The organism is Sorangium sp. So ce145, assembly GCF_051525985.1.
In the GTDB taxonomy this organism is placed as follows: domain Bacteria; phylum Myxococcota_A; class Polyangia; order Polyangiales; family Polyangiaceae; genus Sorangium; species Sorangium cellulosum_B.
In genome coordinates this window covers 12040663-12064417 of record NZ_CP150315.1, presented here as the reverse complement: position 1 = coordinate 12064417, position 23755 = coordinate 12040663, and the positions used below count along the sequence as shown (strand labels likewise).

15 protein-coding genes are annotated in these 23755 nt (G+C 74.5%); 9 read left to right on the top strand and 6 right to left on the bottom strand.

Going from position 1 to position 23755, the window contains the following annotated elements:
- Positions 1–620 precede the first annotated feature (620 nt).
- Genes WMF34_RS44790 through WMF34_RS44775 form a run of 4 tightly spaced genes read left to right on the top strand, consistent with a single transcriptional unit; the run spans position 621 to position 4020 of the window.
- A complete protein-coding gene (locus WMF34_RS44790; protein WP_044967295.1) occupies positions 621–917 on the top strand; it encodes a hypothetical protein in 297 nt (98 codons plus the stop codon).
- A gap of 4 nt (positions 918–921) precedes the next feature.
- On the top strand, positions 922–2136 hold the full coding sequence (locus tag WMF34_RS44785) for a YcaO-like family protein (RefSeq protein ID WP_437991648.1): 1215 nt from the start codon (positions 922–924) through the stop codon (positions 2134–2136).
- Positions 2133–3239, top strand: coding sequence for a TfuA-like protein (locus WMF34_RS44780; protein WP_437991647.1), 1107 nt, complete (start codon positions 2133–2135; stop codon positions 3237–3239). Before WMF34_RS44785 ends, WMF34_RS44780 begins: the two co-directional genes overlap by 4 nt.
- Positions 3229–4020 (top strand): trypsin-like serine peptidase, encoded by a 792-nt coding sequence (locus WMF34_RS44775; protein ID WP_012241362.1) that lies wholly within the window; start codon positions 3229–3231, stop codon positions 4018–4020. The genes WMF34_RS44780 and WMF34_RS44775 overlap by 11 nt, the downstream gene beginning before the upstream one ends.
- A 149-nt stretch (positions 4021–4169) precedes the next feature.
- Here WMF34_RS44775 and WMF34_RS44770 read toward each other — a convergent pair whose 3' ends face one another.
- The 3 genes from WMF34_RS44770 to WMF34_RS44760 all read right to left on the bottom strand — a co-directional run bounded on the left by WMF34_RS44770 (position 4170) and on the right by WMF34_RS44760 (position 9580).
- Positions 4170–4868 (bottom strand): hypothetical protein, encoded by a 699-nt coding sequence (locus WMF34_RS44770; RefSeq protein ID WP_437991646.1) that lies wholly within the window; start codon positions 4866–4868, stop codon positions 4170–4172.
- A gap of 75 nt (positions 4869–4943) precedes the next feature.
- On the bottom strand, positions 4944–6545 hold the full coding sequence (locus tag WMF34_RS44765; protein ID WP_437991645.1) for a hypothetical protein: 1602 nt from the start codon (positions 6543–6545) through the stop codon (positions 4944–4946).
- Positions 6542–9580: a hypothetical protein gene (locus WMF34_RS44760; RefSeq protein WP_437991644.1), complete on the bottom strand. Its 3039-nt coding sequence runs from the start codon at positions 9578–9580 to the stop codon at positions 6542–6544. Before WMF34_RS44760 ends, WMF34_RS44765 begins: the two co-directional genes overlap by 4 nt.
- Before the next feature lie 719 nt (positions 9581–10299).
- On the opposite strand from WMF34_RS44760, the gene WMF34_RS44755 reads away from it, so the two are divergent.
- Genes WMF34_RS44755 through WMF34_RS44740 form a run of 4 tightly spaced genes read left to right on the top strand, consistent with a single transcriptional unit; the run spans position 10300 to position 17989 of the window.
- The gene (locus tag WMF34_RS44755) at positions 10300–11943 is read left to right on the top strand and encodes a SulP family inorganic anion transporter (RefSeq protein ID WP_437991643.1); all 1644 of its coding nucleotides are present in this window, start codon (positions 10300–10302) and stop codon (positions 11941–11943) included.
- A gap of 55 nt (positions 11944–11998) precedes the next feature.
- Positions 11999–15055 (top strand): YbcC family protein, encoded by a 3057-nt coding sequence (locus tag WMF34_RS44750; RefSeq protein WP_437991642.1) that lies wholly within the window; start codon positions 11999–12001, stop codon positions 15053–15055.
- Complete coding sequence (locus WMF34_RS44745; protein WP_012241355.1) at positions 15045–16487, top strand: proton-conducting transporter transmembrane domain-containing protein; 1443 nt, start codon at positions 15045–15047, stop codon at positions 16485–16487. Before WMF34_RS44750 ends, WMF34_RS44745 begins: the two co-directional genes overlap by 11 nt.
- Positions 16484–17989 (top strand): complex I subunit 4 family protein, encoded by a 1506-nt coding sequence (locus tag WMF34_RS44740; RefSeq protein ID WP_437991641.1) that lies wholly within the window; start codon positions 16484–16486, stop codon positions 17987–17989. The genes WMF34_RS44745 and WMF34_RS44740 overlap by 4 nt, the downstream gene beginning before the upstream one ends.
- Positions 17990–17992: 3 nt before the next feature.
- Here the strand turns inward: WMF34_RS44740 and WMF34_RS44735 are convergent, their stop codons facing one another.
- The 3 genes from WMF34_RS44735 to WMF34_RS44725 all read right to left on the bottom strand — a co-directional run bounded on the left by WMF34_RS44735 (position 17993) and on the right by WMF34_RS44725 (position 21375).
- On the bottom strand, positions 17993–18424 hold the full coding sequence (locus WMF34_RS44735) for a hypothetical protein (RefSeq protein WP_231864578.1): 432 nt from the start codon (positions 18422–18424) through the stop codon (positions 17993–17995).
- A 339-nt stretch (positions 18425–18763) separates the two neighbouring features.
- A complete protein-coding gene (locus tag WMF34_RS44730) occupies positions 18764–20170 on the bottom strand; it encodes an SIR2 family protein (RefSeq protein WP_437991640.1) in 1407 nt (468 codons plus the stop codon).
- A gap of 80 nt (positions 20171–20250) precedes the next feature.
- The gene (locus WMF34_RS44725) at positions 20251–21375 is read right to left on the bottom strand and encodes a hypothetical protein (RefSeq protein WP_437991639.1); all 1125 of its coding nucleotides are present in this window, start codon (positions 21373–21375) and stop codon (positions 20251–20253) included.
- Positions 21376–21888: 513 nt separating this feature from the next.
- Between WMF34_RS44725 and WMF34_RS44720 the strand changes: the two genes are divergently transcribed.
- Positions 21889–23694 (top strand): sigma 54-interacting transcriptional regulator, encoded by a 1806-nt coding sequence (locus WMF34_RS44720; protein WP_437991638.1) that lies wholly within the window; start codon positions 21889–21891, stop codon positions 23692–23694.
- The last annotated feature ends 61 nt before the right edge of the window (positions 23695–23755 follow it).

Genomic DNA, 23755 nt, shown 5'->3' with positions numbered 1-23755 from the left:
AGTCTCTTGATACCGGAATATTATTAAATTACTTCACGAGGTCGCGTGCACTCAGGCTCGTACCGCAGCCCCATGGTTATCGCATATCATTCTTTTTACTTTCCTCCTATGCAGAAGTCGCCGCAGCGCGGCTACGAAACACGCCTCCTCGCGGTCGATTCGCACCTCCTCCGGTAGATCGTGGCCCATCTACGCCGGTGGACTACCAGGGCTCCACCCTCGACCAGGGACGCCGCGGCTTCGCTTTCGGCGTGCGCCCATCGGCCGATGCGCGGCGTGGGTCATGTCACGCCGCGATTCGTGACATGTCACGCCGCGATTCGTGACATGTCACGCTGCGATCCGTGACATGCGGCGTTGCAGTCCGTGACATGTCACAGAGAAATGGGCCGCATTTCGCGGCGAACGGCTGATTCTGCCGGCGCGTGGAGCGCGACATCTCGAGACATCGAGCGCCCCCTGCCCCTGGCACACGGCGTGCGTTGACCGCTCCGAGCGGACCTGGGACGACAAACCGGTCCATCTCGTGCGGTCGAGTCGGTGCGCCGGCGGTGGCGCGAGCTCTGCGCCATCGCCGAGCGATGTGGAGACGTTCCAACGCGTTTCTCAGGAGAGGTGACATGAAGAAGATGACGGATGATCCGTTCACGCTCGTCGTGATCAACGGCAATGGAGATGGCTACTACGTGATCGACAGCAGAGACCTCGGGCCGCCGAAGCGGCCGCTCGAGCCGATCTGCAAGGAGCTCGTCGAGCAGCGCGTCGCGACCCAGCACGTGCCGTACGCGGATGCGCCGCTGGCCCACCGCCTCGTCGAGCAGGAGCTGGCGCGCGGCGGAGCCGCCGAGGAGGTCGGGCCCGCCGAGTTCTGCGGCACGTTCTACTTCAACCTGAACGCGTTCAAGCCGCAGGACTAGCGCCGTGCCCTGCACCGAGAAGGCGTACTGGCGCGGCACGCAGCGCCGGATCAGTCCGGCCGACACGCTCGCCCGGGTCCGGCCGCTGCTGCGGCGACTCGGCATCACGCGGATCGCGGATGTCACCGGGCTCGACTCGATCGGCATCCCGGTCGTGATGGTGTGCCGGCCGAACGCGCGCTCGATCTCGGTCTCGCAGGGCAAGGGGCTCGACCTCGAGGCGGCGCGCGCGTCGGGCGTGATGGAGTCGATCGAGCAGTGGCATGCCGAGCACATCCTGCGACCGATGGTGTTCGGCACCGCTGCCGAGCTCGCCGCGACGCGCCGTCTCGTCGATCTCGCCGGGCTGCCGCGGCTCGCGATCGGGGCGTTCCAGCCTCATCGCAAGCTGCTGTGGCTCGACGGTGTCGACCTGTTCGACGGTGCGCCGCGCGCGCTGCCGCTCGAGGTGGTCACCACCGACTACACCTCGCCGCGCCCGCCGGGCAGCGGCTGCTTCTTGACCACGTCGACCGGGCTCGCGTCGGGCAACGACGCGCTCGAGGCGACGCTGCACGGGCTGTACGAGGTGATCGAGCGCGACGCGGTCGCGATCTGGCGCGCCGGCGGCGCCGAGGTCCGGCGGCGCACCCGGATCGCGCTCGACACCGTCGACGACCTCGACTGCCGCGCGCTGCTCCGGCGGTTCGAGCGCGCCGGCGTCGCGGTCGGCGCGTGGGACGCGACCAGCGACATCGGGCTGCCGGTCGTGGTCGCCGAGATCGCGGATCGCGATCCGGACCCGTGCCACGCGCTGTGCGTGAGCGGCGGCCAGGGCTGTCACCGATCGCGCGCGATCGCGCTCGCCCGCGCGCTCACCGAGGCCGCGCAGAGCCGGCTGACCGCGATCTCCGGCGCGCGCGACGACATCGTGGAGCCGTCGCTCCAGCGCGTCCGCGAGGCGGACCGGATCGCGGCGGCGCTCGCCGAGCTCGAGGCGCCCGCCGCGCGCTCGTTCGCAGAGCTGCCCGATGCGGTGAGCGACTCGTTCGACGACGACCTCGCCGCGGTGCTCGGCGCGCTGCGCGGCGCGGGGCTCGCCCAGGCCGTCGCGGTCGATCTGTCCCGGCCCGAGCTCGGCGTCGCGGTGGTCCGCGTCGTCGTGCCGGGGCTCGAGAGCATGTGGAACGCACCCGGCTACGCGCCCGGTCCGCGGGCGCAGCGAGCGAGGCCATCGTGATCGTGCTGTTCACCGGACCGAGCCTGCCGCCGGCCGACGTGCCGGCGGCGGCCGACCTGCGCGTGCTGCCGCCGGCGGCCCAGGGCGACGTCTACCGGGCCGCGCGCGAGCGGCCGTGGGGCATCGGCCTCGTCGACGGGTTCTTCGAGCACGTGCCGGCGGTGTGGCACAAGGAGATCCTGTGGGCGATGGCCGAGGGCGTGCACGTGTTCGGAGCGTCGAGCATGGGCGCGCTGCGCGCGGCCGAGCTCGCCGACTTCGGCATGGTCGGCGTCGGCTGGGTGTTCGAGCAGTTTCGCTCGGGCGCGCTCGACGCCGACGACGAGGTCGCGCTGACGCACCTCGCGGCCGACCGCGGCTATCGCCATGTCTCGGAGGCGCTGGTCGACATCCGCGCCACGCTCGACGCGGCGGTCGCCGCCGGCGCGTGCACCCGCGCGGCGGCCGATCGGCTGGTCGCGCTCGCGAAGCAGCGGTTCTATCCCGACCGCCGGTGGCCCGAGCTGCTCGCCGAGGCGCGCGCCGCCGGCTGCGACGTCGCCGCGCTCGAGCGCTGGCTGCCCGGCGGCCGCGTCGACCAGAAGCGCCGCGATGCGCTCGCGCTCGTCGACGCGATGCAGGCCGCGCGCACCGCCGGCGCCGCACCGAAGCGCGTCGACTACGCGTTCGAGCGCACCGACGCGTGGGACCACGCGCTGCCACGGATGCGCGCGGCGCGCGGCGCGACCGCGGCGCCGCTGCTCGACGGCCTGCGCGCGCTCGGCGACACGTCGCTGTACGCGAGCGCGGTCCACGGCGCGCTCGCCCGCGCGCTCGCCGAGGACGCGGCGGCGCGCCAGGGCCTGTCGGTCAGCGCCGACCTCGTCGAGCGCACCGCGCTGCAGTTCCGCCGCGAGCGCGGCCTGTACACCGCCGCCGAGACCCAGGCGTGGCTCGCCGAGCAAGAGCTCGACCCGGCCGCGTTCCTCGAGCTGATGCGCCGCGAGGCGGTCCTGCGCTGCGCGCAGGCCGCGACCGAGCCCGGGCTCGATCACCACCTCGCCGATCAGCTGCGCGCGATGAGCTGCTACGGGCGCGTGCGCCGGAGCCGCGGTGCGGAGTGAGCCGGTCGAGCACTGCCCGCCGCCGCTGCGCACGTTCGCGGCCGCGCACGAGGGTGCGGTCGGCCAGCTGCGCTGGAACGCCGACCTCGCACGCCGCTACGCCCGGCCCGGCACCGCGAGCGGCGTCGCGTGGGGCTCGGGCACGCTGATCGCGCGCGACCTGTTCCTCACCGCGGGGCACTGCTTCGACCGCACCGGCGGCCGCTGGCTGCGCCCGCTCGACGACCGCACCGGCGACGTGATCGGCTCCGCCGAGATCGCCACGAACATGCACGTCGCGTTCAACTACCAGCTCGATCCCGCCGGCGAGCTGCGGCCGACGCACTGCTACCGGATCGTCGAGCTCGTCGAGCACCGCCCGGGCGAGCTCGACGTCGCGATCGTGCGGCTCGCCGGCGCGCCCGGCGCCGCGTGGGGCGTCGCCGAGCTCGCGCCGACCGGCGCGCGCCCGGGCGAGGCGGTGTGCCTGATCGGCCACCCGCTCGGCTTCACGAAGCACCTTGTCGCGGGCCGGTGCGTGGCCGCGTCCGGCACCGCGCTCCGCTATCTCGGCGCGGAGACGTTCGAGGGCAGCTCGGGCTCGGGCGTGCTGCGGATCTCCGACGGCCGCCTGGTCGGCGTCCACACGAACGGCCGGAGCAGCGCGGGCACGAGCTCCGGCGTGTGCGTGAGCGCGCTGATCGCGCGATCGCCTACGCTCCAGCTGGTTGGCCGGGCGGCGGCAGCAGGCGGAACAGCAGCGCGTCCTTGCCCTGCGCCGCGGTCGCGACGCAGCCCTTGAGGTCGGCGAGAGCGCGGCTCGCGGTCTCGCCGAGCATGCGGCCGTCGTCGCGGCAGCGCGGCGCCTCGGGGATCGAGCCGACGTACTTCACGAACTCGTCGTACTTCTCGTCAAGCGGCGGCATCGCCTCCGGTTGTCCGGTCCGGTCGTCACGCGCGAGGCATCGCGGCGCCGTATCGCCGCTGCAACGCGCGGCGCTCCGCTTCCGTCGATGCGGTGATGAGCTCGATGTAGGGCTCGAAGGCGAGCGGCATGGGGAGATCGAAGAGCAGGTGCTTCTCCGGGTCGACGCTCTTCCCCGCGCCATGACAGAGGAACAGCCGCTCCTGGAGGAGCGGGAAGACGGCGAGCGAGGTGAGCTCGTGCCGCTCGATCGTCTCGATGTCGGCGATCGACGGCTCGAGGATCTCATCGAACACGCCGCTCGGATGCTTGAAGGGACCTCCGGCGTGATGGTTCACGTCCTTGCGCACGAGCGCCCCGCCGCGGCCGATCGTGATGAACGAGCGCTCATGAGGCGTGCCCTCCCAGACCGTCACCCGCCGGCTCGTCGCGTCGGGGTGGATCCACGCGGTCGGGAGGTCGACGTTCAGCGGCTCCACGCCCTTGACCCGGCCGATCGCGCTCGACCTGAGGAGCTGCCGGGTGACGCCCGCGCAGAAGAGGACGTCCGCCGGAGCGAGCCGTGTCCCCTGCCAATCGCGATCGCGGCGGAAGTGGCGGAAGAAGACGAGGTAGGGAGACCTGCTCATCTGCGCGAGGACGAAGAGCCCCCGGCGGGTCTCGAGGTCGATCACGTTGCCGACGCCCCAGGTGACGCGCCCCATCGCGGCCGCGACTCTACCCATTCAGGCTCGCGCCCGCGAAGCCAACGTCTCCTGGATCGCGGGCGGTTCTGATGGCGGCAGGTGGGGGCGAGCCAGCTAGTTGCACCCCAGCCGGCACACCATGGCCGCCGTGTAGGAGCACCCGTGATCGCCCCACAACGACGAGCTCGGCCCCGTGCACCGGAACGCGCACCCCCGCCCGTCCGCGGTCGCCTCGGCGGTCAGCCGGTATCCCTCGGCGTTGCAGCTCCCCGTCGACGACAGGCAGCTCGCCAGCTGCGGCTCGCACTGCTCGACCACGTAGCCGGCCGGGCACGTCCAGTCCACGCTCGCCCGGCCGTAGTCCGGCGACCGCCCCGTCTCGGTCGCGATGGGCTCGTGCTTCGAGAAGGTCGGCATCCCCGTCGTGACCTGGAGCGGCACCACGACGGCCCGCTCGCGCGGCACCACCGGGGCGGACGCGTCCTTCGGCTGCACGACGAACGTGTCCCGCCGCGTCTGCCGCTCGCACCCGGCCGTCGCGCCCTCCGGCGTCCACGAGAACGTGAGCTCCGCGCTGCCGTGCGCGGGCACCTCGACCGTGCGCTCGCCGTGGGTCACCCGGACGTCGACCTGCGCCCGGTTCGTGATGAGCGCCTGCGCCGTCCCCGTGGCGCCGTACGGCACCACGCCGAGGTCGACGGGCAGGGGCGCGATCTCGGGCTCGGCGAGCGAGAAGCGGCACACGTCCGCCACCGGGTAGATCGCGTACGCCAGCGGCACCGCCTTCTTGACCTCCATCCGCAGCGCGCCGAACGCCTGCCCGCCTCCCTTGGCGCCCGCGACCGGCGCGCCCTCGACGCCCTCGATGGCCAGCTCCCCGACCGAGGTCATCGTCACCCGGCGGTCGCCCGCCTCGAGCCGGGCCTTGAACAGGCCGAGCGCCGTGCCGTGCGCCTCGCCGGCCGTCACGTCCGTCTCGTAGGCGACCATCGCGCCGCGCTTCACGGCCCCGATGAAGTGCGTCGCGCGACCGCAGGCGCAGCCGCCGGCCGCCGCCGGCACCACGCTCTCGGTCGGCTCGAAGAACTGCGGATCCTCGTCCGCGACCAGCGCCATCGCGACCAGCCGCAGCCGGCGCCGGTCGAGCGTCCCTCCGGCGCTGAAGTACGCCGGCAGATCGACGTCGGCGCCGACGAGGACCGAGTCGACGGCGATGCCCACGTAGCGGAAGTCGATCGCGCGCTCGCCCGGCGCCGGCGCGGGTGCGCCCGGCGCCGGCGCGGGTGCGCCCGGCGCCGCCGTCGCCGCGGGCGCCGCCGTGATCGCGGCCACCGCCTGCGCCGCGGGCGCCGCCCCGGGCGCGCCCGTCGCCGGCTCCGCCTTCGGACGGGCGCAAGCCACGCCGACCGGCGAGAACGCGCCCGCCGCGCTCCTCGACAGCCCGCGGCCCGGCACCATCGCGCTCGACGTGTCGAGGAGGTAGTCGTGCCGCACGTCGCTGAACGCCCGCGCGGCGGCGAGCAGCGCCCCGGCCTGCGAGCAGCCGCTGTCCTTGCAGGCCGGCAACGCCGCCGCGCCGGCCGGCTTGCGCGGCGGCGGGACCGGCACCTCCGGCGGCCCGGGGCAGCCGAGCGCGGAGGCCAGCGCCCCGAGGAGGAGCCCGCCCGCGCGCAGCGGCGCGGCGCGCCGCCGGCGAGCGCGAGCTGCGCCGCTCACGGCCATGCGATCGTCATCCACCGGACGCGCCCCGAGCCGCTCACCGCATCGTCCGCGAAGAACAGCGAGGCGCCGGACCGCCCCGCGAACGCCGGCGACACGTCCTGCGACGCGCCGCCGGTCAGCCACGCCAGCGGCTTCAGGGAGGGCGCCGACACGTCGCCGGGCGCCAGCGTGAACGCGTTCAGCTCCACCGAGTCCCCCGGGGCCGACGCGAGCACGCCGCGGCAGATCTTGTCGCACGCGAGCGCGAGCGACGAGACCGCCGCGCCGTCCGGGCCGCTCACCACGACGGGCGGGCCCTGCACCGCGCCGTTGCCGTCGACCCGCACGAGCCGCGCGCGCCCGCCGGCCCCCGCGCCCCCGCCGGACTCGTCAGCCGGCTCGTCGATCCAGCCGACGAAGAGCCCGCCTTCGAGCGGCGCGAGCACCGGGCTGCGCGAGTGCTCCGAGGATGCATGGAGGCGCGATTCGTCGCCGATCCGCTGCAGCGTCTTCGCGTCGAGCCGCGCGAGGAAGATGTCGCCGCCGGGCTCGTCGCCCTGGCCAGCCGCACCGCCCGCAGCCGCGCCGCCGCCCGCGGCCGCGCCGCCCTGGCGAGCCGCTCCGGCTCCCGCAGCCGCACCGCCGCTCGCAGCCGCGCCGCCGCCCGCGGCCGCGCGCGCGTCGGACCACACGAGCCACACCTCCTGGCCGCGCACCGCGATCTGCACCTCGGCCGCGTCGAGCGGCGCGTTCGTGATGCGGCGGTCCGGCACCGTCCGGTTCAGCGCGCGGTCCACCCGCGCCGCGTACACCTCGGCGTTGCCGTCGCGGGTGTCGATCCACGCGACGATGAAGCCCCCCGCGCCGTCGTAGGCGATCGCCACGTCGGACGCCTCGCTCGCGGCGCCGCCCTGCTTCTTCCGCGGCGCCGTGGTGAGCTTCTTCTGCGCGACCTTCGCGCCCGTCGCGTCGACCTTGGTCAGGTACACCTGCGTCTCGCCCCGCTCGCGCGCGACCCACGCGATCACGCTCTCGCCCTGCGCCGCGCCCTTGCCCTTCGCGTCGGCCGGGAGCGGCGGCGCGGCCGCGATCGCGACGCCGCCGAGCGACGACGCCTTCTGCGAGAGGACGCTCAGCTTGCCGAGGCCGCCCGGGGACACGGCGCGCACCGCGAGCGTCGCGGAGACCTCCTGCCCGCGGGGCGCGGCGTCCGACGCGCCCTCGACGAAGTACGTGACCCACGCCGAGAGCGCCGCGCCGCCGTCGAGCTCGACCGCCGCAACCTTGGCGATGGGGTCGCCCTCGGCGAGGGCGCGCACCGCGGTCGCGCGCGGCGGCGGGTCCTTGTCCTCCCGGAACGCGGGCGCGCGCCACGCGCTCTCGCGCACCGGGAGCGACACCAGCGCGAGCGGCGCCCGCGCGCCCGCCGCGCCGCCAGCGCCGCCAGACGGCGCGCCGGGCGCGGCGCTCGCCAGCGTCGCGCACGCGCCCGCGTGGCACGTCAGCCCGCGCACGAGGTACGGCACGCCGTCCGTCGCCGCGAACGGCGCGGCGCGCACCGGCTCTGCCGCACGCACCGAGAGATCCGGGCCGAACCGCACGAACGTCGGCCAGACCGGCGGCGCGGCCGCCCCGTCGCGCGCCATCTTGAGCGTGGCGGGCGCGAGCGTCACCGCGGCGAAGCCGTCACCGTCGGCCGCGATGTCGGGCGGTCCGCTCGCGCTGAAGACGAGCGCCGCCCGCTCGGCGCCGAGCGTCCCGTCCGGGCCGACCGACGCGAGGTGGATGAGGCGCCCCGGCCCGCGCGCGCTCGCGCCGCCGGCCTCGCCGCCGCGGGCGCGCAGCAGGTCCTCCCACGCGAGCAGCGCCCGTCCGCCTCCGCCCTGGGAGGGCGCGACGAGCGACACGAGCGCCTGCTCGCCGGACGGCGGCGTCGCCTGCCGCGGCGCCACCACCACCTTGCCGCCCGGCTCGACCGCCGCGAGATAGACGGCGCCGTCGATGTCCCGCTCGTCGGTCCAGGTGAGCAGGTAACGCCCACCGAGGGAGGCGATTTCGAGATCGATCTGCGCCGTCGGCTCGGGGCTGACGACCACCGGCGCCGACACCTTCCCGGCCGCGTCGATCTCCAGGAGCGCGATGGATCCGAGCTTCCCGTCCTCCGCGGCGTCCTCCGCCTCCGCCTTGCGCGCGGGCTTGCCCTCGCCTCGGCCGCGCGGCGCGGCCGGCGGGAGCACGAGGGCGACCGCCGCGCCCCGCTCGGTGGCGACCGCGTGCCACCCGAGCACCTCGCGCGCGACCGACGCGGGCGCCGTCGGCTTGATCGCGGCGCCCTTGCCCTGCGCCACGACCGTCATGACCACGTCGACGCGGTCAACGCCGGGGTGGGCGACGCCGGCGCGCGCCGCGTCGCCCTGGGCCTCGCGCGGCATCTCCCAGAGCACGAGCGCGCCCTGCGCGTTCGGGAGCACGTCGAGCCACGAGATCTCCTCGGCCGTCTGCGCGACGAGGCTCGCCGGGGCGCTCGGCTTGCCGGCGGGGTCGAGCGCGAGCACGCGCACCGCGCGGCTCCCGTCGATCTGCTCGATCCAGGCGGCGAGGTAGCCCTGCGGCGTGGCGCGCACCGCGGCGACGGGCACGTCGGCGGCGACCGGCCCCGCGTCCACGGCGTCCCCGCGCGGCGCGCCGTCCGCGCCGAGGAGGCGCGTCCGGAGGCGCCCTCCCGCGGCGTAGAGCAGCAGCGCCTCGTCGCCGCGCCGGACGAAGTAGGGCGTCGTGTCCTCGTCGTCGAGCTCCGCGATCACGCGGGCGGGCAGGAGCGGCGGCCCTTCCGGCGCCTTCGGCTGCGCGGGCGGCGTCTTCACGACCCGCGCCGGGCGCGCGACGGGGGCCGGCGCGGCGCCGGAGCACCCGAGCGAGAGGGCGAGCGCGGCGCCGAGCAGCGCCGGCGCGCGGCGCCCGAGCGCGGGGCCGGTCAGGCGGCGTGCGTCGCGCCGCGGACCGCGTGGAACCGAGGGGAGAGCGCTGCGGACGAGCATGGCGGCGACCATGCCAGAAGCGAAGAGCCCCCGCTACAGGGCGCCGCGCGCAGGCCACTCCGAGGCTCGGCTGCGCTGGTCGGGCTGCGCTGGTCGAACGGCCCGATCCGCGAACCGACGGGCCCGGGCGGTAGACTCAAGGAGCGCCCCTTCGAGGAGCGGTACCCCTCGGTAGGAGAGCTGAGCGCGCTCGATGCTCGCGCCGAGGCAGCGCTGCGTGGAGGGCGGGTCGTGCGGCTCGTTCAGAAGGGAGAGCACGACCAGAAGGGGGAGCGCGACACCGGCGCCGTCCTTGGCCGGTATCAGGGAGTATTTGCGCCCCATGCGAAGCGCCGGAGTGCCGTGGTGCCCGCGCCAGAGCGGACTCGGTGTACCGGCGATCTGGGTATCTGGGTATCTGGGTAGGGGAAAGGCATTCGCGCCCAGGCGCGGCGCGCCGATTCGTTTGTGGTGAAATGATCTGGCGCGGGTGCGTCGGGGCGGCAACCCCGAATTTCGTTTGATCCGGTGCTGGACACGAGCCGCACCGTTTCCTAGGAACGCGTCGCCCGAGATCGTCCGAGGTCCGCCGCGAAGGACCGGCGTGGAGACGAGCCGCGACAGCGGCTCGCCGGCGCGCTGGCCACGTGTGCGACGAGCCTGGAACGAACCTGGGCGACAACCCACCAGCGGTCGGAACGACGACTGCGGGACTTTCGTCCTGCCCGCGCATCCGAAGGTCGAAAACCACCATGCCCGTACCCAAGATCCCGGACCCACCACCAGAACCTGCTCTATCCACGTGGAAGAGCGATCTCGTCTCGGGGTTCCTCGTCTTCTTGATAGCGCTCCCGCTCTCCCTCGGCATCGCCATGGCGAGCGGATTCCCCCCCATCGCAGGCGTGCTCACCGCCGTCGTCGGCGGCGTGATCGCCACCTGGCTCGGCAGCGCGCAGCTCACCATCAAAGGCCCGGCAGCGGGGCTCATCGTCATCGCGCTCGGCGCGGTCCAGGAGCTCGGCGGCGGGGACAACGCGACGGGCTACCGCCGCGCGCTCGCGTGCATCGTCGTCGCCGCCGTGGTGCAGATCGCCTTCGCGCTCGCGCGCGCCGGCACCCTCGGCGACTTCTTCCCCACCTCGGTGGTGCACGGCATGCTCGCGGCCATCGGGATCATCATCTGCTCGAAGCAGATCCACACGCTCCTCGGCATCACCCCGACAGCCAAGGAGCCGCTCCCCCTGCTGCTGGAGATCCCGGCGAGCGTCGTCCGGCTGAACCCCGCGATCGCCCTGATAGGCGTCCTGTCGCTCGTCCTCCTGTTCGGTTATCCGGCGCTGGCCAGGAGAACACGATGGATGCAGAAGATCCCCGCGCCGCTCCTGGTGCTCGCGGCCTCGATGCCGCTCGCGCTGGTCTTCGACCTCGAGCACAGGCACACGTACACCTTCTCGGTGACGGACTCGATCTACACGATCGGGCCAAAGTTCCTCGTCAACCTGCCGGGGAGCCTGGTGCAGGCGATCGCCTTCCCGGACTTCAGCCAGGTCGCCTCGTCCGCGTCCCTCAAGTATATCCTCATGTTCTCCCTGGTGGGAAGCATCGAGTCGCTGCTGTCCGCGAAGGCGGTCAGCTCCCTCGATCCCGAGCGGCGCAGCGCTGATCTCGACAAGGACCTGCTCGCCACCGGCGTCGGCAACCTCGTCGCGGGCATGCTGGGAGGGCTGCCGATGATCTCGGAGATCGTCCGCAGCTCCGCCAACATCGGCTACGGAGCGAGGAGCCGGCTCTCGAACTTCTTTCATGGCGCGTTCCTCCTGGTCTTCGTCGCCTTCGCGCCGGGTCTCATCCACAGGATCCCGCTCGCCGCGCTGGCCGCGATGCTCACCTTCACGGGCGTCCGCCTCGCGTCTCCCAGGGAGTTCGTGCACACGCTCCGCATCGGCAAGGAGCAACTCGTGGTCTTCGTCGCCACCGCCGTGATCACCATCGCGACCGATCTGCTCGTGGGCGTCGCGGCCGGCATCGCCGTGGAGATGTTCATCCACGTGCTCAACGGCGCGCCGATCCGGAGCCTCTTTCGGCCCGACATCGAGGAGCGCGTCGACGGCGGGCGGCTGGTGCTGCGCGTCAAGCAGGCCGCCGTCTTCAGCAACTACCTCTCGATCAAGCGGAGGCTCGCGCGGCACCCCGACGCCACGGCCGTCGAGATCGACTTCGCCGACACCCGCCTGGTGGATCACACGGTCATGGCCAACCTGCACGATCTCAAGGCCACCCTCGAGCGCGAGGGACGGAGGCTGACGCTCTCGGGCCTCGACGACCACGGTCCGATGTCGTCGCACCCGCTCTCCGCGCGGAAGAAGGTCGTGCTCGCACCCGTGATGAGCCGCTGAGCTTGCGCGGCGAGCATGAGGCAACTTTGAACGACAATTCCACTCCACGATTGATATGAACGAACCAGGTTCGACGTTCGGCGCAGGCGAAGCTCCAGAAGAGCGACTGCGCGCCCTCCTCCAGCACGTCGGTCATTTCCTGCCAGCACAGGGGCCGATCGGCGTGTTCGTCCACCACAACACGCTGCACGCGTTTCAACACCTGCCGTTCCACGACGCGCTCGCCGCGGCGAGCGCGCTGTTCGAGGCAGAGCCGTACCTCTCCGAGGCGGAATTCCGCGCGCACATCGCGTCGGGCCGCATCGACGACCAGGACATCGAGGCGGCGCTCGCCGAGCGCTTCGCCGAGACGCCTGACGAGCGCCGAGGCCCGCTGTCACGCATCGAGATCGAGCGCCTCGCGCTGCGCTTCCCCATCGAGACCGCCACCCAGGCGGGGCTGGGGTGGCGCATCGCCGAGACGGGAGCGACGCGCGAGCTCCGGCCCGATCTGCCGTCCGGGCCGTACCACCGCCTCCTCGTCTACACGGAGCGCTGGCTCGCCGAGCGTCCCCACGCCGCCGCGCGCCTCCTGGACCAGGGCGGCCGCGACCCGGAGTCCCGCGCCGCGCTCGCCCTCTGGGACGCCTGCCGCGGCGTGCCGCTGCCGCCGACGGAGCCCGCCGAGCCGCCGCTCGTCGATCGCGTGGGCGTCGATCGATCGCACCGCGATCTCCTGCTCGCGATCACGGGGGAGGATCCGGCCGAGCTCATCGATCCGCCCTTCATCCGGCTCCTCGGCGCCTACCTCGACGAGGGCGTCGCGCACTGGGCGATGCCGGACCGCGCGCAGGGGCTCTTCCGCGCGTTCCGCGGCCTCGTGCTGGAGGGGTCGAGGCCGGCCGGCGCGCACTTCGCCGGGCTCGACGCGGAGCTCCGCGCGATCGGGGCGAACATGCCGCCAGCCGCCGTGGCCGTCGCCGCCCTGCGCGACCTCGGCGTCGCGGAGCAGCGCTGGGAGGGCTACGTGACGCGCGTGCTGCTCGAGCTGCCGGGCTGGGCGGGCATGGTCCACCGCTTCGAGCACACGCCGAGCGACCGGCCCGCGGGCGCGCCGCCGGCGTCGCTGCTCGAGTACCTCGCCGTGCGCCTGACGCTCGCCCGGTACGCGCTGCGCGACGTGGCGCGCCGGAGGCTCGGGTACCGGGGGCCCCTCGCGGGGCTCGTCGAGCACGCCCGGCGCGCCGCGAGGCCCATCGAGCCGCCGCCGCGCTCGCCCGACGGCGACAGGCCCTTCCGCCTGTTCCAGCTCGCCCAGCTCGCTGGGCTGTCGGTCGCCCAGATCCAGCCGCTCTCGGCGGCGGATCGCGTCTGGGCGCTCGAGGTGCTCGAGGGGCTCGACGAGATGGCGCGGCGGCGCCTCCTGCACGAGGCCTACGAGCACCACCACCGGGTCGAGGTGCTGCACGGCATCGCGGCGAACCTGCGCCGTCCGGAGGACGAGCGCGCGGTCCGCTCGCCCCGGTTCCAGGTCGCGCTCTGCATCGATGACCGCTGCGAGGGGCTCCGGCGGCACTTCGAGGAGCTCTCCCCGCGGCACGAGACCCTCGGCATCGCCGGGTTCTTCGGCGTGCCCATCCGCTACCGCGGGCTCGACGACGCAGGCCACGCGAGCCTCTGCCCTGTCAACGTCGCGCCGGCGCACGAGATCGTCGAGCGACCCCGCGAGGAGGGCGCCGCGCTCGTCCGGAAGGCGCGGCGCAGGCGCTGGGCGCGCTTCGTCCATGCGCTCGGGCACGGGACCCGGACCCTCTCGCGCGGCGTCTTGCTCACGCCGACCCTCGGGCTGTTCTCCACGATCCCGCTCGTCGGCCGCACCCTCTTCCCGCGGGCGTACGCGCGGCTGCGCCGCGCGTTCGAGCGCCGCCTCCTTCCGGCGGTGCCGACCCAGCTCCACAGCCCGCACGAGGAGGGGACGGCGCAGGGCCGCGGAGGCGCGGCCTTCACGGCCTCCGAGAAGGCCGCGCGGGTGGCGGCGACGCTCGAGATCATGGGGCTCACCCGGCGCTTCGCGCCGCTCGTGGTGATGCTCGGCCACGGCTCGATCAGCGTGAACAACCCGCACCAATCCGCGTACGACTGCGGCGCGTGCGGCGGCCGCCACGGCGGCCCGAACGCGCGGCTGTTCGCCGCCATGGCCAACGACCGGGAGGTGCGCGCCCAGCTCCGCGAGCGCGGCATCGACATCCCGGACGGGACCTTCTTCCTCGGCGGGATGAACAACACGACGACGGAGGAGATCGTCCTCTACGACGATCACCTCGCGCCGGCGTCGCACCGCGGCGAGATCGCCGCGCTCAAGGACGCCCTCGGCGAGGCGCGCAAGCGGCACGCGCACGAGCGCTGCCGTCGCTTCGCGTCGGCCCCGGCGCGCCTGAGCCCCGAGCAGGCGCTCGCGCACGTCGAGGCGCGCGCCGTGGACCTCAGCGAGGCGCGGCCCGAGCTCGGCCACGCCACCAACGCCGTCTGCGTGATCGGCCGCCGCGAGCTCACCCGCGGGTTGTTCCTCGACCGCCGGGTGTTCCTCGTCTCGTACGACCCGACGCAGGACCCCTCCGGCGCGATCCTCGAGCGCGTCCTGCTCTCGGCCGGGCCGGTCGGGGCCGGGATCAACCTGGAGTACTACTTCTCCCGCGTCGACAACCTCCGCTACGGCGCCGGCACCAAGCTCCCGCACAACCTCGCCTCGCTGCTCGGGGTCATGGACGGCGCGCTGAGCGATCTGCGCACCGGCCTGCCGAAGCAGATGATCGAGATCCACGAGCCGGTGCGCATGCTCACCGTCGTGGAGACGAGCACGGAGACGGCCGCGGCGATCTGTGCGCGGCAGCCGGCGCTCCGCGAGCTCATCCACAACGGCTGGATCCAGCTCGCCTGCCTCGATCCGGCGACGGGCCAGATCGCGCGCTTCACCCGCGGCGCCTTCGCGCCGTTCACGCCCCCGGAGCGCCCGCTGCCCGAGGTGGCGCGGTCGCTCGACTGGTACGCGGGCAAGAGCGGCTTCGTCCCGCCCGCCATCATCCGCGCCACGCCCTCGCGGCCCTCCCTGGAGATCGCCGACCATGCTGCCTGACCTCGTCCTCGGCAAGCTCACCGCGCTCGCTGTGCTCTCTCCGGCGGCGGCCTTCGCCGCGCTCGGCGCCTTCCTGCTCCTCCTGCGCACGCCGAGCGAGCGGGTCGTGTCGGGCGTCGTCCTGTCCTCGCTCTCGATCTCGCTCGCCGCCTCGCTCGTCGTCTGGGGCTCGTCCGTCCTCTCGCCCTACGCCTTCCTCCCGGTGGAGCTCGGGCACTGGTTCGAGGCGTCGGGCTACGCGTTCGACGTCGTCCTGCTCGTCGACCGGCTGTCGGCGACGATGATGGTGCTCGTCTCGCTGATCGCGCTCGTCGCCGGCAGGTTCTCGGTCGCGTACCTGCACCGCGAGGCGGGGTTCGCGCGGTTCTTCCTGCTCCTCGCCCTGTCCTCGGTGGGCATGCTCGCGCTCGTGTCCGCAGGGAGCCTCGACCTGCTCTTCGTCGGCTGGGAGCTCGTGGGCGTGACGAGCGTGCTCCTCGTGGCCTTCTTCCACGAGCGCGCGGCGCCGGCGCGGGCGGCGCTCAGGGTCTACATCACCTACCGGCTCTGCGACGTGGGGCTGCTCGTGGGCGTGGTGCTGACGCACGAGATCGCGGGCTCCTCCCGCTTCGGCGAGGTGTTCGGCGGGGCCGCCTGGCCCGGGCCCGCCGCCGCGATCAGCGCCTCCGGGGCGACGGCGCTCGCGCTGTGCCTCTTCCTCGCCGCGATGGGCAAGAGCGCGCAGTTCCCCCTCGGCAGCTGGCTGCCGAGGGCGATGGAGGGCCCGACGCCCTCGAGCGCGCTCTTCTACGGCGCGATCTCGATCCACGCGGGCGTGTACCTGATGCTGCGCGCGGCGCCCGTGCTCGAGCGCTCGCCCGCGGCGAGCGCGGCGGTGGCCGTCGTCGGCGCGCTCACGGCCGTCCACGGGACGCTGGTGGGTCGCGTGCAGGCGGACGTGAAGAGCGCGCTCGCGTACGCGACGATGTCCCAGGTCGGGATCATCTTCGTGGAGATCGGGCTCGGGTATTACAGGCTCGCGCTCCTGCACCTGTTCGCGCACGCGTGCCTGCGGTGCCTGCAGATGCTGCGCGCGCCCTCGGCGCTCCGCGACGCGCAGGAGATCCGGGCCGCGCACGCGGGCGACCCGCTGCCGCACCTCGGGATCGCCTCCCGCCTGCTGCCGGCGCCGCTCGTGCGGCGCGTGTACTGGCTCGCCCTCGAACGCTTCCACGTGGAGGCGCTGCAGCAGCGGTTCATCGCGGCGCCGTGCATGCGCCTCGGGCAGGCGTTCGATAGGCTCGAGCGCCGCTGGGTCGCCGCGCTGAGCGGCGTCGCCGAGCGTGAGCCCGGCGGCGCGGTCGCCGGGAGCGCGCGCGGCGAGCGCGCGGGGGCGGCGGCTCCCGCGGCCGTCACGGCCTCCGCGGCCGGCGCGAAGGGGGCGCGATCATGACAACGTTCCTCCTCCTCTCGGCGCTCGTCCTCGCGCCTGCGCTCGCCGCGCTGGCCGCCTCCCGCGCGCGCGGCGACGATGCCGCCCGCCGCGTGGCCCTCGCCGGCGCGGCGCTCACCCTGCTGCTCGCGCTCGCGGCGCTCGCGGTGTTCCACGCAGGCGGCGGCGTCGCCCTCGACGCGATGGGCCCGGCGATGCCGCTGCTCGGCGTGCGCCTCCGGCTCGGCCTCGACGGCTTCAGCGCCTCGCTGCTGCCGCTGCTCGGCTTCATGCTGCTCGCCCTGATCGCCTCGGGGCCGCGCGCCGCGCTCGACCGGCCGAACCTCGCGGCGCTGCTCGCCACGGGCAGCGCCATCCTCGGCGTCTACTGCGCGACCGACCTCGCGGTGCTCGCCGTGGCGTGGGTCGCCGCGCTCCTGCCGGGCGCGCGCCTCACCTCCGGGAAGGGCGCGTCCGATCAGCTCCTCCGGCGGACCTACCGCATCTTCTTGATCGGCGGCGCGGCGCCGCTCGTCCTCGGGATCGGCATCATGGCCGCGCTCGCGGCGCGCCGCGGCGCGGCGCTGCCGTTCGACATCCAGGAGGTCGCCCGCGCCGGCATCCCAGAGGCGTGGCAGTCGCCGCTGCTCGCGCTCGTCGGCATCTCCGTGCTGATGCGCATGGCCGCCGTGCCGTTCCACGGCTGGCTGCCGGTGCTGCTCGAGCGCGGGCCGATCGGCGTGACCGTCCTGCTCGCCGAGATGCAGGTCGGCGTCTGCGTGCTGGTCCGCGTGGCGGTGCCGCTCCTGCCCGATGCCTGCGCCGAGCACATGCCGTTCCTCGCCGTGCTGGGGCTCATCAGCGCCGTGCACGGCGCGATCCTCGCGCTCACGCAGACGGATCTCCGTCGGATGATCGGGTACCTCGTGGCGAGCCAGAAGGGGCTCGTGCTCCTCGGGATCGCGTCGATGAACCCGCAGAGCGTGAGCGGCGCGCTGATCCAGAGCTTCGGCCTCTCGATCGCGGTCACCGGGGTGGCGATGGTCGTCTGGGCGATCGAGGCGCGGACGGGCACGGCGGACATGAGGGAGCTCGGCGGCCTCGTGGCGAGGACGCCGCGCATGGCCGCCTTCTTCTTTCTGCTCGCGTTCGCGGCGATCGGCTTCCCGGGGGCGCTCACGTTCATCGGCGAGGATCTGCTGCTGCACGGGATCCTGCACGTGCACGCCGTGCCCGCGGTGATGATGCTGGGCGCGACGGCGCTCAACGGGATCACGATGTTCCGCGCGTTCCAGCGCACCTTCCTGGGCCCGATCCCGCGCGGCCGGGCGAGCGCCGCCGCGATCACGCCGCTCCTGTTCCGCGAGCGGGCCGTCCTGCTGTCGATCCTGGCGCTCATCGTGACCCTGGGCGTCGCGCCGTCCCGGCTGCTCGCGCAACAGGCGCCGGTGGTGGAGCGCGTCCTCGCGTCGGTCGGCGACGGCAGCCCGGCGAACGTGTCGCCTCACGCGCGGGCGGAGTGAGCGCTAAAGCGCTAGCAGGCGCCCGAGCAGCGTTCTGTACCTGCGCAGCGCGAGCCGGAGCTCCTCCGTCGACGCCTCCCCTCGCCCGGGCTCGCCGTCGACGAGGCGCTGCAGCGCGGCGCGCTCCTCCCGGAAGCTCTGCGCGACCCGATGGATCACCTCGTTCACGAGCGCGTCGGCCTGCTCGACCGAGAGGCGGGGCGCTTCGATGAAGCCCGCCTGGATCGCGCTCCAGCGCTCGGAGAGCTCGCGCGCCTCTTCCGGCGTGAGCACGGGCGCGCGCTCCGGCCAGGGCTCTCCGGTGGGCCCGCCGCGCGCCGTGTAGACGGCCGGCTGGCGGCCCGACTCGGGCGGGATCTCTTCGTCGGCGAACCGCGCCTCGGACTGGCTGCTCTCGCGCGCCGTCACCATCCGTTCTCTGTGCAATGGGCTCACGATGGCCACCTCTCCGCTCGTTCGCACTGTGCGCCCAGCGGGCATAGCAAGCCGCATGCGCGTCTCGATGTGCATCCGCGCCCGCTGCGGCGCGCGCAGCGCGACAAGGCCAGAGGCCCGGAAGAGCGCGAGAAAATCCAGACAGCCCTCCGGGCGCGCCGGGTTGCCCGGCGCCGATCACGCGGAGCGGCGATCCTTCACGGGCCGATGAGGCGGAAGAGTACGGAATACGCCCGGCGCCGGCCGTGCCGCCGCTCGCGCATGCGCGCCCATGCGCGCGCATCACGGAGCCGCCGCCCGAGCGCGGCAGGGCCGCCGCTCGGGCGAGGGCGCGCAGATTCACCTCAGCGACGGGCGCAGCTTCGTCACGACCGCGCGGATCTCCCGCACCACCTGGAGGAGCGCCTCGTCCTCGTCGGGCCACCTGGTCACGGGCTTCTTGTCCCGCGGCACCGCCTGGAGCTCGGCGAAGCGCGTCGTCTCCCAGTCGCAGGGGCGGAGCAGGATCGGCACGACCACGGCCTGCCCCGCGGCGCGCCGATCCATCGCGCGCGCCACCTGCGCGTCGCCCTGCTCGGACGCGAGGTAGCTCGCGCTCACCAGGAGGAGGACGAGGTCGGCGGCCTCGAGCTGCTCGCCGATCGCGCGCGCGGTGTCCTCGCCGGCGCCGATCTCCCCGCTGTGCCACGGCGCGATCAGCCCCTCCCGCCGGAGCGGGGTCATGTGCGCCTCGAGGCGCGCGAGGAGCTCCTCGTCGCGCGAGGCGTAGGAGAAGAAGACGCGCACCGGCCGCGGCGCCGCCGTCGTCGCGCCCGGCGCGTGTGGCGCCACGGGCGAGGACGGCAACGTGGGCGACGACGGCTGCGCGGCCCGCGGCGCGGCGCGCGGCGGCGCGGCGACGTCCGGCGGCGGCGCGGCGGCGTGCGGCGGCGGCGCCGCGCCAGGCTCCAGGCCGAGGAGGACCTGGGCGACCTCCGCGTGATCGCCCGCCTGGTTCTCGTAGACGATGAGCCGGACGCCCGACTCCTCGAGCAACCTGCGGCGGAACGGCGGCACCCCCTTCGGGAGCAGCGCGAAGTGCATCGGCGGCTGCCCGCCGGAGAGAGCGCGCACGCGGGCGAGCGTCTGGTCGATGTTGTCGTCGGCGAGGCCGAAGCCCACGAACAGGATGGAGTGCGTGCGGTAGAGGGCCCCGAACGCGTCCTGCAGCAGGGGCGAGCCGAAGATCGCCCGGTCGTACTGGTCGCGCGAGAACACCCAGGTGTCCCACGCCCGCAGCGTGCCGTGCAGCTTCAGGATGAAGCACCTGTCCATGGCGACGTCGCCCGCCGGCCGATCGATCATGCGCCACTCGCCCTGGAACGCGCGCTCCAGGAAGCGGTCGATGTTCGTGGTGAGCACGGCCTTGAGCTTCGGCTTGAGCGCGGCGATCGCCCGCGCCAGCTCCGGCACGTCGCGGCCGGTGTCGTCGAGCTCCTTGTCGACGGTCCAGTTGAAGTCCTGCGGCCCGAGCGCGAGCCTCGCGGCGGAGAGCGCGTTGATGAGCTGGTTCGAGGAGATGTACTGCTGGATCTCGTCGATGACCGCCGGGTCCGCGCTCCGCCGCCGCGCGCGGTCGCGCAGCTTCTCGGCGAGCTGCTTCCAGGTGGGCATGCCCGCGGCCGCCGAGACGCCGGCGCCAGCGAAGACGATCAGATTCCCTGACGTGTAGCGCTCACGCAGCTGCTCGAGGATCTCTTCATCCATCAACGATCACGATACCGCGGATCTGCGCCAGCGGGCGGCGCCGCACCCTCACCGCGCCGCACCCTCACCGCACCACACCCTCACCGCGGCGGCGCGGAGCGCCGCTCGGTGGAGAGCGAGAGGCCGACCCCCAGCCAGGCCCCCTCGACGGCGCCCGCCTCCCCGCGAGCGCCCTCGTAGGGCGCAGGCCGGAGCACGATCCCCGGGTCCAGCGTGAGCCCGAGCCACACCGGGCCGCCCAGCCGGGTCTCCACGCCGAGCCCGAGGCCGGCGCGTGCGGACCACGTATCGCGCTCGCCCGCGATGCCATCGACGGAGGCGGCGGCGGGCAGCCTGAGCGATGCGACGGAGGCGTTGGCGCCGATCGAGAGGCGCCACGAGGCCGCCAGCCAGAAGCGGTAGTCGCCCGAGAAGCCCGCCTCGATCCAGCGCAGCGGCTCGCCGCCGGACGGCGCGGCCAGCAGGCGGGCGAACAGCGACTCCGTGAGCCGCAGGCGCCGCAGGCCGAGCGCGAGGCCGGCCCCGCCGAGCACCCGCGGCCCGCCCGAGACGATCGCCCCGTAGGGGCCGGCCGAGACGGACAGGGTGTCGAGATCGCGCGAGGCGAGCTCGATCTCGTCCTGCGTTGGGCGCCGCGGCGACGGCGGCCGCCGCGGGGCGCGCGCGCGGCGCATCTCGGCGAGGATCATCTCGGAGGCGGCGATCGCGACGAGCCGCGCGGCCACGTCCGAGGTGAGGCCGGAGACGGCGATCTGCCGCCGCACGACGGCGCGGCCGTCGAGGCGCACCTGGATCTCGAGGCGCGCCGCGGTGGGCCGGTCGACCCACACGCTCGCGACGCGGTCGCCGAGCGGGCCGACCGGCTCGGCGGCCAGCGCCGCGCCGTCCGGGAGCTCGATCTCGAGCAGGCGCCGCACGCGGACGCTCGAGACCTCCTCCGACGCGCCGCGCGACAGGGCGACGCGCACCTCGATGGGCGCCGCCCCCTCGGGCAACCGCGGCGCGACGGGCGCGGCGGCGCGGCCGGTGATCGCCACGACGGCGCGCGGCTCGGCGGCCGCGGCCGGGAGGGCAGCGCCCAGCAGGGGGACGAATGCGGCGAGGGCGAGCGCAGGCGGCTCCCAGCGCGGGGAGCGCGCCGAGCGCAGGCGGCAGAGGCCCGTCCGCTGCGCCGGCTTCCGCGCCGGAGATGATCCGCTGGGCATCGTCGCACGGGCCATCGGGGTGCTTGGCCACATACCCCGTTGCCACCTGAATTGCCTCTTTCTTGTGGTCCGCGACCACGTCGCCGAGGCCTCGCTGGCCGGACGATTCCACCGCGACACGCCCGTCGAGCGAGAGCGGCCGCGCGTGCTCGTAATATTTCGCTGCTAGCGCTTTCGTCACGCCGCGTCCCGCGCCGAGCCTCCGGGATCCCCACCCCAGCCGGTGTGATGGTCCCCCGGGCCCGGTGTTTCAGCCCTTTCGGATCAGACTGGCCTCCATCTCCTCGCGCTCGGATCCCAGCGCGCCTCGAGCTCATCCGAGCTCGGATACCGGAGCCCCGGGATCCGCGGAGCCTCCACGGCCCCGCCGTGCTTCGCGGCCCACGCTTCCCGGATCGTGATCTCGCGGGCGAGGCTCTCGGGTCACGGCGCGCAACCGCGGCGGCGCCTCGCCCCACCCGGAGAGCCGAGCGCGTTGTGCGGCGTGCGGCCTGGGACGATACTGACCCGTCGATGCGTCTGCCCCCCGACCCGACCGAGGAGACGAAATCCTTCGCGGCCGCGTCCGCGACGCCGGCCGGAGCGCGCCCGCACCTGCTCGTGATCCAGGGCGGATCCTCGTCGCGCTTCTCCCTGCCGGCGAGCGGCGCGGTGCTCGTCGGGCGCGCCGCAGAGGCCGATCTCCGCATCGAGAGCAGCGCGATCTCCCGGCGTCACGCGCGGCTGATGGTGGCCGACGGCGAGGTGCGGGTCGCCGATCTCGAGAGCCACAACGGCGTGCGCGTGAACGGCGAGCGGATCGAGGGGGCGCGGGCGCTCCGCTCCGGGGACGTGATCACGCTCGGCGAGATCGCGCTGATCCTGCGCTGCGAGGCGCGGGTGAGCCGGCGGCTGGCGGACGCCGCGCAGCTGCGCCAGCGGCTCGAGGAGGAGATCGAGCGCGCCGCCGACTACGGCTCTCCGCTCGCCGTGATCGCCGTCCTGCTCGGCGACGGCGCGCGGCCCGAGGCGGGCCAGCGGGCCATCGCCTCCGTGCGGCTCATGGACACGGTCGGCCTGGGCGGCGCCGCGCAGCTCGCCGCGGTCTTTCCGGAGCTCACCGGCGACGCCGCGCTCGCCGCCGCGACCGACCTCGTGGCGGCGCTCGCCCCGGTCGCGCCGGCGCTGCGCGCGGGCGTCGCCTGCCTCCCTGCGGACGGCTGCGACGCCGACACGCTGCTCTCCATCGCCCGGGCGGCCGCCGAGGCCGCGACCCCGGGCGGCGTCGCCTCCGCGGCGGCCGCCACGGTGCGGCACCGGCTCGGGGAGCAGACGCTGCTCCTCGCGGATCCCGCGATGATCCGGCTCTACGATCTCATCCGGCGGCTCGCCCAGAGCGACCTGCCCGTCCTCGTGCTCGGCGAGACGGGCGCCGGCAAGGAGAACGCCGCCGCCGCCGTCCACCACTGGTCGCGGCGGGGCGGCGGGCCGTTCGTCCCGCTCAACTGCGCCACCTTGCCCGAGGCCCTCGTCGAGAGCGAGCTGTTCGGCCACGAGAAGGGGGCCTTCTCCGGCGCGGCCGCCGCGAAGCCGGGGCTCCTCGAGCGCGCCAGCGGCGGCACCGTCTTCCTCGACGAGGTCGGCGAGCTCCCCCTCGGCGCCCAGGCGAAGCTCCTGCGGGCGCTCGAGGCGAAGCGCATCACGCGCCTCGGCGACGTGCGCGAGCGCGAGGTCGACATCCGCGTCGTCGCCGCGACCAACCGCGACCTCGAGGCCGAGTGCAAGGCGGGGCGCTTCCGGCAGGACCTGCTCTTCCGCCTCGGCGCCGCCACGGTCGACCTGCCGCCGCTCCGGCAGCGGCCCCGCGAGGTCCCCATCCTTGCGCGCGCGTTCCTGGCGGAGGCGCGCGAGCGGCTCGGCGCGCCGCCGGCCGAGCTCTCCGACGCGGTGCTCCGCCTGCTCGCCGCCCACGCGTGGCCGGGCAACGTCCGGGAGCTGAAGAACGCCATGGAGTTCGCGGCCGCGACGATGCAGGGCGACCGGGTCGAGGTCTGGGATCTCCCCTCGCGCACGGCTGGGCGGGCCGCCGAGGAGCAGCCCTCTCCCGGGGCGGCGGCGCCGCCGGGCAGCGCGCCGCCGCCTGCGGCCGAGCTCCGGCGCTTCACGCCCATCGCCGAGGAGCTGCGGCAGCTCGAGCGCCGGCGCATGGCGGAGGCGCTCGAGGCCACGGGCGGCGTGCAGACCCGCGCGGCGGAGCTCATCGGCATGCCGGTCCGCACCTTCGTGTTCAAGGTGAAGCAATACGGCCTCTCGCAGCGAGGGGCGAAGCCGAGATCGTGAGCGCGCCGCCCCACAGCTTCGCGGCGGAGCTCGGGTCCGGAGTCCCCCCGCCTCGCGGCGC

Excerpts from the sequence above, each read along its gene's own strand:
- WMF34_RS44790 (WP_044967295.1), top strand. The coding sequence starts at position 621 with ATGAAGAAGATGACGGATGATCCGTTCACGCTCGTCGTGATCAACGGC.
- WMF34_RS44770 (WP_437991646.1), bottom strand. The coding sequence starts at position 4,868 with ATGGGTAGAGTCGCGGCCGCGATGGGGCGCGTCACCTGGGGCGTCGGC.
- WMF34_RS44760 (WP_437991644.1), bottom strand. The coding sequence starts at position 9,580 with ATGGTCGCCGCCATGCTCGTCCGCAGCGCTCTCCCCTCGGTTCCACGC.
- WMF34_RS44755 (WP_437991643.1), top strand. The coding sequence starts at position 10,300 with ATGCCCGTACCCAAGATCCCGGACCCACCACCAGAACCTGCTCTATCC.
- WMF34_RS44750 (WP_437991642.1), top strand. The coding sequence starts at position 11,999 with ATGAACGAACCAGGTTCGACGTTCGGCGCAGGCGAAGCTCCAGAAGAG.
- WMF34_RS44745 (WP_012241355.1), top strand. The coding sequence starts at position 15,045 with ATGCTGCCTGACCTCGTCCTCGGCAAGCTCACCGCGCTCGCTGTGCTC.
- WMF34_RS44740 (WP_437991641.1), top strand. The coding sequence starts at position 16,484 with ATGACAACGTTCCTCCTCCTCTCGGCGCTCGTCCTCGCGCCTGCGCTC.
- WMF34_RS44730 (WP_437991640.1), bottom strand. The coding sequence starts at position 20,170 with ATGGATGAAGAGATCCTCGAGCAGCTGCGTGAGCGCTACACGTCAGGG.
- WMF34_RS44725 (WP_437991639.1), bottom strand. The coding sequence starts at position 21,375 with ATGCCCAGCGGATCATCTCCGGCGCGGAAGCCGGCGCAGCGGACGGGC.
- WMF34_RS44720 (WP_437991638.1), top strand. The coding sequence starts at position 21,889 with ATGCGTCTGCCCCCCGACCCGACCGAGGAGACGAAATCCTTCGCGGCC.